Source organism: Brevibacterium sp. H602, from assembly GCF_051172395.1.
Taxonomy (GTDB): domain Bacteria; phylum Actinomycetota; class Actinomycetes; order Actinomycetales; family Brevibacteriaceae; genus Brevibacterium.
Window position 1 is genome coordinate 20,603 of sequence record NZ_JBPIZD010000031.1, and the last position, 12,150, is coordinate 32,752.

At 65.3% G+C, this 12,150-nt stretch carries 9 protein-coding genes and 2 tRNA genes; 3 read left to right on the plus strand and 8 right to left on the minus strand.

Annotated features, from left to right (window positions below):
- Positions 1-27: 27 nt before the first annotated feature.
- Positions 28-1,401: an aldehyde dehydrogenase family protein gene (locus ACSBQT_RS16640; RefSeq protein ID WP_410709335.1), complete on the plus strand. Its 1,374-nt coding sequence runs from the start codon at positions 28-30 to the stop codon at positions 1,399-1,401.
- Between the two features lie 180 nt (positions 1,402-1,581).
- On the opposite strand, the gene ACSBQT_RS16645 is transcribed toward ACSBQT_RS16640, so the two are convergent.
- Positions 1,582-2,028 carry a MarR family winged helix-turn-helix transcriptional regulator gene (locus ACSBQT_RS16645; protein ID WP_410709334.1) on the minus strand — a complete coding sequence of 149 codons (447 nt, stop codon included), beginning with the start codon at positions 2,026-2,028 and terminating at the stop codon, positions 1,582-1,584.
- Between the two features lie 168 nt (positions 2,029-2,196).
- Here ACSBQT_RS16645 and ACSBQT_RS16650 point away from each other — a divergent pair, with 168 nt between their 5' ends.
- Positions 2,197-3,411, plus strand: coding sequence for an MFS transporter (locus ACSBQT_RS16650; RefSeq protein ID WP_410709333.1), 1,215 nt, complete (start codon positions 2,197-2,199; stop codon positions 3,409-3,411).
- 13 nt (positions 3,412-3,424) lie between these two features.
- Here ACSBQT_RS16650 and ACSBQT_RS16655 read toward each other — a convergent pair whose 3' ends face one another.
- From ACSBQT_RS16655 to ACSBQT_RS16675, 5 genes are all read right to left on the minus strand, one after another.
- Positions 3,425-4,099 (minus strand): metal-dependent transcriptional regulator, encoded by a 675-nt coding sequence (locus ACSBQT_RS16655; protein ID WP_370035123.1) that lies wholly within the window; start codon positions 4,097-4,099, stop codon positions 3,425-3,427.
- A gap of 10 nt (positions 4,100-4,109) precedes the next feature.
- On the minus strand, positions 4,110-5,417 hold the full coding sequence (locus ACSBQT_RS16660; protein ID WP_410709332.1) for a sodium:proton exchanger: 1,308 nt from the start codon (positions 5,415-5,417) through the stop codon (positions 4,110-4,112).
- 140 nt (positions 5,418-5,557) lie between these two features.
- Complete coding sequence (locus tag ACSBQT_RS16665; protein ID WP_410709331.1) at positions 5,558-8,119, minus strand: excinuclease ABC subunit A; 2,562 nt, start codon at positions 8,117-8,119, stop codon at positions 5,558-5,560.
- Positions 8,120-8,264: 145 nt separating this feature from the next.
- Positions 8,265-9,713, minus strand: a complete 1,449-nt coding sequence (locus ACSBQT_RS16670) for an MDR family MFS transporter (protein ID WP_264801875.1) — start codon at positions 9,711-9,713, stop codon at positions 8,265-8,267.
- A gap of 249 nt (positions 9,714-9,962) precedes the next feature.
- Positions 9,963-10,829, minus strand: coding sequence for an endo alpha-1,4 polygalactosaminidase (locus tag ACSBQT_RS16675; RefSeq protein ID WP_410709330.1), 867 nt, complete (start codon positions 10,827-10,829; stop codon positions 9,963-9,965).
- Between the two features lie 188 nt (positions 10,830-11,017).
- On the opposite strand from ACSBQT_RS16675, the gene ACSBQT_RS16680 reads away from it, so the two are divergent.
- On the plus strand, positions 11,018-11,617 hold the full coding sequence (locus ACSBQT_RS16680) for a hypothetical protein (RefSeq protein WP_435002122.1): 600 nt from the start codon (positions 11,018-11,020) through the stop codon (positions 11,615-11,617).
- Positions 11,618-11,700: 83 nt separating this feature from the next.
- On the opposite strand, the gene ACSBQT_RS16685 is transcribed toward ACSBQT_RS16680, so the two are convergent.
- Both ACSBQT_RS16685 and ACSBQT_RS16690 read right to left on the minus strand, forming a co-directional pair.
- Positions 11,701-11,773 (minus strand) — tRNA-Ala (locus ACSBQT_RS16685).
- A 170-nt stretch (positions 11,774-11,943) separates the two neighbouring features.
- Positions 11,944-12,017 (minus strand) — tRNA-Ile (locus ACSBQT_RS16690).
- Between the last annotated feature and the right edge of the window lie 133 nt (positions 12,018-12,150).

Here is a 12,150-nt window from a genome sequence, read left to right on the forward strand (position 1 = left end):
GATCGTCAACCCGTGAAAGGACGTTCCATGAGCAAGTTCGCTGTCACCAATGCCAACACCGGCGAAGTCGAGGAGGAGTTCGCCTCTGTTCCCAAAGAGGAGATTCCCGCCTACATCGATCGTGCCCATGAGGCACATCTGGCGTGGAAGGAGACGCCGCTGCATGAACGCGCGGCGATCCTGCGCAAGTTCGCCGATCTCGTCGATGAGAATGCCGATGAGATGACCGACATCATCGGTCGTGAGATGGGCAAGATCAAGAAGCAGGGCCTCGGCGAGGTCGACAAAGTCGCCCGCACCGCCCGCTGGATGGCCGACAACGCCGCCACCCATCTGTCCACGACCCACCTGGCCGCCGCCGGCGCGGCCAGCAGCTATGTCGAGCACCAGCCGCTGGGCGTGTTGCTGGGCATCATGCCGTGGAACTTCCCGTACAACCAGATCGCCCGCTTCGTGCTGCCCAACCTCATGGTCGGCAACACGATCATCATGAAGCAGGCATCGATCTGCCCGAAGTCCTCCCAGTACTTCGAGGACCTCCTCACCGAGGCGGGACTGCCGAAGGGCGTGTACCAGAACATCTACCTCGACTCCTCCCACGCCGAGGAGGTCCTCAAGGACTTCCGCGTCAAGGGCTTTTCGCTCACCGGTTCCGAGGGTGCCGGTGCGTCGGTGGCCGCGATCGCCGCGAAGTACTACAAGCGCGCCGTGCTCGAGCTCGGCGGAAACGACCCGGCCGTCGTCCTCGACTCGAAGGATGTCGCCTCGGTCGCGCAGAAGCTCGTCGGCATTCGTCTGGCGAACGCCGGCCAGGTCTGCACCTCGCCGAAGCGCATGATCGTCGTCGACGGGCTCTACGACGAATTCGTCGCCGAGGCTGTCAAGGCCGCCGAAGCCATGAAGATCTCCGACTTCGACGACCCCGAGGTCGGCATGGGGCCCGTGTCCTCCGAAGGCGCTCGCGACGAGATCGTCGAGATGATCGAGAAGGCCGTCGCCGATGGTGCGACCCTGCTCACCGGCGGAAAGAAGCTCGACCGCCCGGGCTGGTTCATGTCCCCGGCCGTTCTCACCGACATCGACCCGCGCTCGGACCTCGGCTGCAACGAGCTCTTCGGACCCGCCGTGATGATCTACCGCGCCAAGGACGAAGAGGATGCTCTGCGTCTGGCCAATGACTCCGAGTACGGCCTCATGTCCTCGGTGTGGACCGACGACCTGGAGAAGGGTCAGGAGTTCGGCAAGAAGATCAACGCCGGCATGACCCTGATCAACAGCCACATGGAATCCGGACCGGAGTACCCCTTCGGCGGCATCAACCGCTCCGGCTACGGCCGTGAGAACGCTCAGTGGGCGTTCCAGGCGTTCACCAATGAACACCTCATCCGCGTCCACGCCTGATCAGGCGCACCTGGTCTCAGGTGGATCTGATCGACTGAGTCCTGTGCCCTAGTGCAGGATCACCCTCGCCGAGGCGGTCGAAAAGGCCCGATCGACAGCGAACTTCCGCTGTCGATCGGGCCTTTTCCTTTGGGTCAGTTCTGCCCTTGAGGTCAGAGTGAGTCAGCTCAAGGCGTGACCTCAGGCGACCGACTCGGCATAGAGCGCCGAGACCAGAGGCGCGAGTTCCGGCGTCTCACGAGCTTCGGCGAGAGCGGATTCGAGCACACTGTCGTGCGTCGGATGCGCTTCGGCGAGCAGCGTCTCACCGGCAGGGGTGAGCTCGGTGTAGATGCCGCGACGGTCGTCGGCGCACAGCACTCGGGTGAGCAGACCTCGGTCCTCGAGGCGGGTGACCAGCCGCGTCGTCGCACTCGATGACAAGGCGGCGGCGCGGGCGAGCTGCCGCATGCGCATATGCCAGCCATCCTGCCGGCTCAGCGCATCGAGGACGGTGAATTCGACCACGGAGAGGTGGTGCTCGCGCTGCAGGCTGCGTTCGAGCTCGACTTCGATGAGTCCGTGCAGAGCAGCGAGCGTGCGCCAGCCCTTGGCCCGGATCTCCACCGCGTCGTCCCTGATACCCACGTCATTCTCCTTGTTCTCGACGTCTCTCAAGGATACACCACTTGCGCGGATAAGACGCGTGTGCAACCATATTCATTGCGTATGCAACTAGTGCATACGCGTCCTATTGCACACGCACATGATTTCGCGACCGCGGAATCCGCTCCCCACCGAAAGGTCTGCACCACCATGCCGCTCGCACTGCTCGCTCTCGCCATCGGCGGGTTCGGAATCGGACTCACCGAGTTCGTCATCATGGGTCTTCTGCCCGAGGTGGCCGCAGACTTCGCGGTCTCCGAGACCGTCGCCGGCTACCTCATCTCCGGCTATGCCCTGGCCGTCGCCATCGGAGCCATCGCGATCACCGTGGCGCTGAGCCGGGTCAACCGGAAGACGGCTCTCATCGGCCTCATGGTCCTCTTCATCATCGGCAACGGCCTCTCCGCTCTCGCCCCGAGCTACGAGATGATGATGGTCGGCCGCATCGTCGCAGCACTCTGCCACGGTGCCTTCTTCGGCATCGGCGCGGTCGTGGCCGCCTCTCTCGTACCCGCGAACCGCCAGGCCGCGGCGATCTCGATGATGTTCGCGGGTCTGACAACGGCCAACGTGCTCGGCGTCCCCTTGGGCACCTTCCTCGGCCAGGCCGCCGGATGGCGGTCGACCTTCTGGACGATCGCGGTCATCGGCATCATCGCCCTCATCGGCATCGCCGTCCTCGTCCCCTCGATTCCGGCACGATCCGACGTGGCTTCGGGCATCCTCGGCGAATTCCGCATCTTCGCCTCCGGTCAGGTGTGGGCGTCGATCCTCCTCACGATCCTCGGCTACGGGGGCATGTTCGGAGCCTTCAGCTATATGGCGTTCACGCTCACCGGGGTGACCGGCTTCTCCAGCGCCGCCGTTCCATGGCTCCTCGTGCTCTTCGGAGTCGGCCTCTTCATCGGCAACATCCTCGGCGGCCGGGCGGCCGATAAGAACCTCGGGGCGACGCTGCTCACCCTGCTCATCGGCCTCGTCGTCATCCTCGCCGTGTTCTCTCTGGTCGCCGAGAACAAGGTCGCCACGATCATCGCACTGGTGTTCATGGGCGGGTTCGGGTTCGCCACGGTCCCGGCGATGCAGATGCGCATCATGCGCCACTCCGGCGACGCGCAGACCCTGGGATCGGGCGCGAACATCGCGGCCTTCAACGTCGGCAATGCCTTCGGCGCGTGGATCGGCGGACTGACCATCGCCTCCGGTCTCGGCTACACCTCACCGCTGTGGGCAGGTGCGCTCGTCACCGTCGGCGGGCTCATCACCCTCCTCATCGCCGGACGCGCGCGGGGAGGGGAACTGCGACGGAAGTCAGCGAGTGCCGACGCCACCGCAGATCTCGAACGGGAGTCGCAGTCGGCTTAAAGCTCTGTCCGCCTCAGCCGAGACCCGGTCCGACGCGGATCGCGTCGGCGGCGTCGAGGGCGAGTTCGATGCTGTCGTCGCCGACGCTGACCGCGATCGCCGAGGCGGCCGAGCTGATCGATCTCACCTGCAGCTTCGTGCCGATGACGATTCCACGATCGGTGAGGTAACGCAGCAGTTCAGGCGACCGGTCGGAGACGCGCACAACCTCGACCTCGACACCCGGGGCGGTCTCCTGCAGCCGTCTGCTGGGGAAATCGGCGGTGTGCCCGTCGGCATCGGGGATCGGATCGCCGTGCGGGTCCCGCTGCGGATTTCCCAATGCGGCGTTCATCCGTTCGAGCACGAGGTCGGAGACGGCATGTTCGAGCCGATCCGCCTCGTCATGGACCTGATCCCAGGTCAGGCCCAGGGCCTCGACCAGGTAGGACTCGACGATGCGGTGGCGTCTGACGATCTCGACGGCGATCTGCCGACCCACGTCGGTGAGCACGATCTGCCCGTAGGGTTCGTAGTCGATGTAACCGTCGCGGGCGAGCTTCTTGAGGTTCGCCGACACCGTCGAGGCGGTCACTCCCAGCTGTTCGGCCATCTCCGTAGTGGCGGGGCGACCGCCCGGCCATTCGTAGGCCTTCCAGATGAGGGTGACGTAGTCCTCGACCATGCGGGTGACAGCGGGGCGCGGCATGATCGTCATTCTACGCGCGGGTACCGGCCGAATTCGGGTCGGCAGGTATTGTCACGGTCGATTCGCGTTCCGGATCGGCCGCCTCGGCGGGGTCTGCAGTCACATCGCCGGGCTGCGGTCTGCGGAACGGGGCAGCGAGCGTGGGGAGGATGTCACGGCGGTGGAGGATGAGGACGACGATCGCCAGGACCGCCTGGATCGCGGAGAGGATGTAGCGTCCGGAGGTGTCAGTGACGAAGAACTGCAGCCCGAAGAGCGCGGCGAGCCCCAGCGCCGGTGCCCAATGGAAGCGCAGGGCCAGGATGATCGCCACACCGAGGATGGTCTGCGTAGCCGTGAGAGTGAACTCCTCGATCTGACGCCCATCCAGGGGCAGTCCGAGGCCGCCGCCACCCGCGAAATGCGCGATCGGCAGGGAGCCGACGAGCAGGCTCCATTGGTTGACCTTCGAGGCGATGAGTGTGCCGATGGCCGCCCCGCCCATGCCGCGCAGGGCGAACATCGCGGCGATGATGAACTCGGGGGCCTCAGAGGCGAGCGGGGCCAGCCACTGGACGAGGAAGTAGCTGTCGATTCCCAATGCCGAGCCCGAGGCCACGAGCGCCTCGGCGAACGGTTCGGCAGACAGCAGGATGATCGCTGCGGACACGACGAACATCGTCACCACTGTGACCCGACGGGCCTTCTGCGGCATGGCGACGATGAGAGCCGCGGCGCCGACGAACTCCTCTTCGTCATCGCCCGCTGCCTGCCCGGCCCGCCACAGATAGGCGACGAAGATGAGCACGAGGGCTGAGCCGAACCAGATGGGGATGCTGCCGAGCAGCGGAATAGCGAAGGCGATCACACCGAGGATGACGAGGAAGCCGATGTCCATCCGGCTGCCCGAGTCGATGCGAAGGGAATGCTGGATGGGGGCCTTCGTCCGCTTGGCCATGCGGCGGGCGACGAGGAGGGCGATGATGACGACGAGCGGCCACCCGAAGCCGAGCAGCAGTCGGTTTGATCCGGTCATATTCGCCGCCGCGAAGTGCAGGTAATCGGGGTCAGATCCTGATCGGAACGCGTAGTAGAGGTCCACGGCGTATTCCGGGAGGACCGCGATGAGGGCGAGCAGGGCGATCGCCAGAGCACCCGAGATGTCCTTCTGCGCCGCCTCGGCGGCCCAGGCCAGGAGAAAGGCAGCCGCGACGATGGCGGCGCCGAACGCGAGGAGCTCGAGAACCGGAGCGAGTTCGACACCGGTGACGCGAAGCACCACGGCGGGTGCGGCGATGACGAGGCAGATCGCGATGCGGCGGATGATTGCGGTGGGCATATCTCAAGACTTCCCGCCGCGAATCGGGTGTGTCTACGCACAACTGAGACTTAGACGCCTCCAACAATTCCGGGAGGCGCCGGGATCCGCTTGTTTCTGGGGATCACACGGCCCGCCGGGATGAAGTCGTGTGCCTCAGATCACCGGAGTTCGGAGAGCGCCGCGGCGAGGTACGTCGCGGAGGGACCCGCTCCGGCGTCGACGATGTCGGCGGGGGTGCCGGTCGCCACGACCCGGCCGCCGTCGTCACCGGCGCCGGGGCCGAGTTCGACGACGTGGTCGGCGACGGCCACGACGCGCATATCGAGTTCGACCATGATGACCGTGTTGCCGGCATCGACGAGGGTCTGCAGGTGTGCGACGAGCCGGTCGGCATCCCCGCAATGCAGTCCGGAGGTGGGTTCGTCGAGGACGTAGAGGGTGTCGCCGCGCTGGGAGCGCTGGAGCTCGCTGGCGAGTTTGACCCGCTGCGCCTCACCGCCTGAGAGCTCGGTGGCGGGTTGGCCGAGGCGCAGGTAGCCGAGGCCGACGTCGATGAGTGCGGTCAGTGAGCGCATGATGTCGAATTCGCCGGTGAAGAAGTCGTGGGCCTCCTCGACGCTCATCCCCAGGATCTCAGCGATATTGCGTCCGCGCCACAGGATCTCCAGGGTGCTCGACTGGAAGCGGGTGCCGTGGCAGTCGGGGCACTCGGTGTAGACCGAGGGCAGGAACAGCAGCTCGACCATGACCGATCCTTCACCCTCACAGGTGGGGCAGCGTCCACCGGCGACGTTGAAGGAGAACCGGCCGGGCTTGTAACTGCGCTCTCTGGCCTCGGGGGTCTCGGCGAAGCGCCGGCGCACATGGTCGAACAGGCCGGTGTAGGTTGCGACGTTGGACCGGGGCGTGCGACCGATGGGCCTCTGATCGATGCTCACCACCCGTCGGATCCCGGTGAGTTCCCCGGTGACGGTGCCATCAAGGTCCTCGGGTTCGTCGGCGAGCAGGAGTGCGTCATCATCGGACGCCGGTTCGTCAGCAGTGGTGGAGGTGCCCAGTCGGTCGCCGACGAGGGCCGGGAGAACCTGACTGACGAGGCTGGACTTTCCCGATCCCGATATTCCGGTCACGGCGGTCAGTGAGCCCAGCGGCAGGTCGAGGCTGATGTCGTGGAGATTGTTGCGGCGGATGTTCGCAAGTTTCATCCAGCCTCGTGGATGCCGGGGTTCGTGGGGTTCGAGTCCACGTCCGCCGAAGACATAGCCCCTGGTCACGGATTCGTCGATCTCGGCAAGTCCGGCCGTCGGCCCGCTGTAGAGGACGTCCCCGCCGCGTTCGCCGGCCCCGGGCCCGATGTCGACGAGCCAGTCGGCATGCCTCATGATGTCGACGGAATGTTCGACGACGAAGAGGCTGTTCCCGCGGTCCTTCAACCCGTCGAGGATGCCCAGTAGGGCATCGACGTCCTGCGGGTGGAGGCCGGCGGAGGGTTCGTCGAGCACGTAGACGACGCCGAAGAGATCCGAGGTCAGTTGGGTGGCCAATCGCAGCCGCTGCAGCTCACCGCCGGACAGCGTCGGTGTGGTCCGATCGAGTGAGAGGTACCCGAGGCCGAGGTCGACGATCGGGCGGAGCCGGTCGATGAGACCCTCGCCGAGGCGGACGAATGCGGCAAGCTTGTCCGCCGAGGGGTGATCGTCTGTGTCCATGGTCGCCTTCGCCGAGGCGACCTCATCGCGAAGGACGGACATGAGTTCATGCAGCGGCAGGGCGGAGAATTCGGCGATGTCGAGACCGGCGATCGTCACCGACAGAGCGTCGGGCCTGAGTTTCTTTCCGTGGCACACGGGGCAGGGACCGGCACTGAGGAACTCGGCGACGCGACGCTTCATCCCGGCACTCTTCGTGTTCGCGAACGTGTCGAGCACGTACTTCCGGGCTCCGACGAAGGTTCCCGAATAGGTCGGTTCGGCGCCTGCTGCGATCGCTTCGCGCGCTTCGTCCAGCGTCAGCCGGGAGTGGACGGGAAGGTGCGGAGTCTCCTCGGTGTAGAGGATCCAATCGCGGTGTTCGCGCGGCAGGTCCTGCCAGGGGACATCGACGTCGTAGCCGAGAGCGACGAGCACATCGCGCAGCTGGTGGCCGTGCCAGGCCTTCGGCCAGGAAGCGATGGCGCGCTCCCGGATCGTCAGCGTCGGATCCGGGACCATCTTGTCCTCGGGCACCTCGTAGACGCGGCCGATTCCGTGGCATTCCGGGCAGGCACCTTCGACGGTGTTCGTCGAAAAATCCTCGGCCAACAGCATCGACTGTCCCTCCGGGTACCGTCCCGCCCGTGAGTAGAGCATGCGCACGAGGCTGGACACCGTGGTGATGCTGCCGACGCTCGAGCGTGCGCTGCGCCCGCCGCGCTGCTGCTGCAGGGCGACGGCCGGCGGCATTCCCGTGATCGAATCGACGTCGGGGACCCCTGCCTGGTCGATGAGCCTGCGGGCATACGGTGCCACGGATTCGAGGTACCGCCGTTGGGACTCGGCGAAGAGAGTGCCGAAGGCCAGGGAGGATTTGCCCGATCCGGACACTCCGGTGAACACGACGAGCGCATCCCGGGGCACGGTGAGGTCGACGTTGCGCAGGTTGTGTTCCCTGGCCCCGCGGACCCGCACGTCCGGCTGGATCTCGGTCGAGGATGTCGGATCCGCGGGCACAGAGGAGGTCATGAGGTCACCGTACCAAGGTCGGGACCTCCGATCACCGAGGTGGCCGACGACAGAACCCCTCGTTCCGGGAAATTCGGAACGAGGGGTTCGATGGGCCTCAGCCGGCCGCAGTCAGGGGCCGACCGTCATTCGGCGGGGCCGACCGTCATTCGGCGGGGCTGGCCTCGGTCGGTTCGACCACCTCGGCGGGGTACTCATCCTGGTCTTCGGGCTTGCGGATGAAGAACGCGAGGACGATTGGGACGATCGCGATGACCGTCGCCAACAGGAACGCGGCGTGACCGCCGGGGGCACCCGCCTCGGGGACGGACTTGCCCTCCGCCTGACCCGAGTGCAGGGCCGCGGAGTAGATCGAGATGAGCAGCGCGGTGCCGGCTGCTCCCGCGACCTGCTGCAGGGTGTTGAGCGCTGCCGAACCATGGGAGTACAGGTGGCGCTCCAGCGATCCCAGCGAGGCGGAGAACAGCGGGGTGAACGATGCGGCCAGGCCCAATGACATGACGATCTGGACGATGATGAGCAGCCAGATCGGCGTTCCCACGCCGGCCGTCGAATACGCGAACATCGAGGACGCGATCATGATCGTGCCGGGCACCAGCAGCGTCTTCGGTCCGCGGGCGTCGTAGATCCGTCCCATCACCGGTCCGAGCAGACCCATGATCACCGAACCGGGCAGAAGCACGAGACCGGACTGGGTGGCGCCGAGTCCGACGACGCTCTGCAGGTACAGCGGCAGCAGGGAGAACGTGCCGAACATGGACAGGGCGACGACGGCCATGATGATGACCGAGAAGACGTAGTTCCGCGAATTGAACACACGCAGGTCGAGCAGGGCGCGATCGCCCTTCTGCAGCACGAGCTGACGCCACACGAAGAGCGCGAGGAAGACGACTCCGCCGCCGATCGTCGCCCAGGCCAGGCTGCTCGTCGATCCGCCGCCTGCCTCACCGCCGTGCCCGCCGCCGAACTGGCTGAGGCCGTAGACGATGCCGCCGAAGGCGAACACGGACAGGATGATGGAGATGACGTCGATCGGGGCGTAAGTCGACTCGCCGAGGTTGGTCATCCACTTCGCACCGAGTGCCAGAGCGATCAGCGCGATGGGCAGGATGATGCCGAAGAGCCAGCGCCAGCCCAGCGAATCGAGGACGATGCCCGACATCGTCGGTCCGATGGCCGGGGCCAGCGAGATGACGAGGCCGACTCGACCCATCATCCGGCCGCGCGAGTGTGCCGGGACCACGTTCATCATCGTGGTCATCAGCAGAGGCATCATGATGCCGGTGCCGGCTGCTTGCACGATCCGTCCGATGAGAAGCAGGATGAAGCCCTGCGAGACGAGGCAGATCAATGTGCCCGCTGAGAACAGGATCATCGCGGCCAGGAAGATCTGGCGGGTGGTGAAACGCTGCAGGAGGAAACCGGTCGTCGGTATGACGACGGCCATGGTAAGCATGAAAGCACTGGTCAGCCACTGGCCGAGCTCCGGAGGGATGCCGAGGGCCTTGTTGAGTTCGGGGATGGCGATGGCCATCGTCGTCTCATTGAGAATGGCCACGAAGGCAGCCACCAGCAGCAGCCAGATGACCTTCATACCGGCGGGGTCGATGGTGTCATTGGCCTGTGTCTGCGCGTGTGCGGGTGAGCTGTCGCTGGACAAGACGGTGCTCCGTTCGGATGTGTCTGAGGGGCCCGGGATGTGGGCGGAGGTCGCACGCAGATGCCGAATCGACGCGCAGACGAAAGTTTCAACAGCATCTCAGACTAACGTATTCCCGAATACCTCCGACAGTGGGGAGAACCCGAAACTGCGGCGATCTTCGTCACTGCTCGCTCGGTCTCCTCAGCAGGTGTCGTATCGGTAGCCACGATCGCCGGCTGCGACGAGATCGCGGTCGCGCAGGATCATCAGCGGCGGGCGTTCCGGGACGGCGCAGGCGTCCGCGAAGTCCAGCCCCGCCTCGGCGAGGGTGTGGGGGTATTCGATGGCGAGGACACGGTCGCCGTAGACGGAGGTGAACCGGTCGCATTCGTCGTAGGCTGCGCATTCCTCGGTCACGGCGAAGTCGAAGCCGAGCTGAGAATGAGCGGTGTCGGCGAGTTCGGCCGCGTTCTTCTGCGCGATCGACAGGCCCTTGGCGTGGGCACGGTCGACGTACGCGGCCGCGAGTTCCAGGGCACCGCCTCGGTCGATGTCGGGGAATCGGTCGGCCGTATCGAGATTGTCGATCTCCACGGCGTCGAATCCGGATTCGGCGCAGCCGTCGATGACGGGGCCGATGATGTCGAGGATCTGGGATCGTCGGTCTGCGGTCGAGGGATCGAGGATGTGTTCGTCGGGCCAATCGGGGTCGACGACCAGGTCACCGGCGGCATCGTGGAGCAGCAGATCCGTGTGGTCACGCCAGTCCGCCGCCCCGTCGGGTTGGGTCTGGAATCCGTTGACGTAGCAGATAGAGTACGCCCCAGTCAGGGGTGCAGCACCGGCATCCCGGACGACGATATCGATACGGCCCTGCGGATCCGGCAGCGAGTCATAGGTTCCGCCGAGCTGGTAGTCGAAAGTTCCTGACGTCGGCGGCGACGGTGCTGTCGATGCCTGTGTCGGCGGCGAAGCGCTCGCTGAGCAGCCGCCGATCGCTACGGCGATGCCGAGGACCGCCGCGGCCGCTATCCACCGCGGTGGGATCGGGCTCAGCGGAGGTCTCATGGACTCACTGTAGACGGAGGTGGCCGGCGTCGATGTCGGAGCGGAGTTCATTCTCTCTTCGATTCGACGTATCGGATGTTCACCGCGGCGCTGTTAGCGTCGGCTGAGGAGCCGACCCGTCACCGAGGCGGATCGTCTCCAGGCAAGTCAGTACCAGTCACACAGTCAAGCGGAACGAACGGATGAGAATGACTCTGAAGAACGTCACCACGAAGACCATGACAGCTGCGATGCTCGCCGGAGCCACCGTGCTCGGCTCCGGTTCGATGGCCTCCGCCGCCCAGCCGGCGGCACCGCCGGCCGCCTCTGCGGGAGCCGCGAACGCGGCGGCCGAGAACTCGGCTGCGGCCGCGGAATCCGGCACCGCCTCGGCGAGCCCGGAGGCGGAGAAGAAGTTTTCAGACATCGGGGACTTCCTCAAGCACTACAAAGGAGAGTCGCTGGCGAACTCACAGGGCGGCTATCAGGGAGAATGCGTCAGCCTCATCTCCCGGGCGCTCGAAGAGGTCCACGGCGTCGACCACGGACCGTGGGGCAATGCCGTCGACTATCAGGCGGGCGGATCCGGCGGGGACAAGATGAAGGCGAACGGCTTCACCTGGCACACCGATCAGAAGTTCGAGAACGGCGACATCCTCGTCTGGGGCAATGGTGACAACACCACCGCCTTCGGTCACATCGGCATCTACTACAAGGGCCAGGTGTGGCATCAGAACTTCAACGGCGACCGCAGCCTGCACACCTATGACGGGCTCATCGACGGCTACCTCGGGTACTGGCGAGCCTGAGCGTCCACGGAAACGACGAAGGCTCCGAACCGTAATCGGTTCGGAGCCTTCGTTCTACGAGTGCTGTCTCAAAACTACTCGAGTGGAGGTAAGGGGACTCGAACCCCTAACCCTCTGCTTGCAAAGCAGATGCGCTACCAATTGCGCCATACCCCCGGACGGGTTCACACCCTCACACCGAGTCGGTGTGTTCGGACCATTCGGCTTGGGCACTCTGGTTCTGGTGCCGCCACCCGAAGAACACTCCCAGTCCCACTAACGTGAGACCGCTGAGAATCCATCTTCTCATGATCCTCCTCGAAAGGAAATCCTGTTGTGACAGGACGTGGGCCTACCTGGACTTGAACCAGGGACCTCTTCGTTATCAGCGAAGCGCTCTAACCGCCTGAGCTATAGGCCCTCATCGGGTGAACCCGAAGTAAAACAATACCCAGCCACCGCAGCTAAACACAAATCGACGCCCAGTGACCCCTCTCACACCCTCCCAGAACTACCTGACGGCGGCTCAGCAACCTCGCGCGAGGTTGCTGAGC

Bases quoted from the DNA above. Each gene is read 5' to 3' on its own strand.
- ACSBQT_RS16660 (WP_410709332.1), bottom strand. From the start codon at position 5,417: ATGCCCACCGCAATCATCCGCCGCATCGCGATCTGCCTCGTCATCGCC.
- ACSBQT_RS16655 (WP_370035123.1), bottom strand. From the start codon at position 4,099: ATGCCGCGCCCCGCTGTCACCCGCATGGTCGAGGACTACGTCACCCTC.
- ACSBQT_RS16675 (WP_410709330.1), bottom strand. From the start codon at position 10,829: ATGAGACCTCCGCTGAGCCCGATCCCACCGCGGTGGATAGCGGCCGCG.
- ACSBQT_RS16665 (WP_410709331.1), bottom strand. From the start codon at position 8,119: ATGACCTCCTCTGTGCCCGCGGATCCGACATCCTCGACCGAGATCCAG.
- ACSBQT_RS16680 (WP_435002122.1), top strand. From the start codon at position 11,018: ATGACTCTGAAGAACGTCACCACGAAGACCATGACAGCTGCGATGCTC.
- ACSBQT_RS16650 (WP_410709333.1), top strand. From the start codon at position 2,197: ATGCCGCTCGCACTGCTCGCTCTCGCCATCGGCGGGTTCGGAATCGGA.
- ACSBQT_RS16640 (WP_410709335.1), top strand. From the start codon at position 28: ATGAGCAAGTTCGCTGTCACCAATGCCAACACCGGCGAAGTCGAGGAG.
- ACSBQT_RS16670 (WP_264801875.1), bottom strand. From the start codon at position 9,713: ATGAAGGTCATCTGGCTGCTGCTGGTGGCTGCCTTCGTGGCCATTCTC.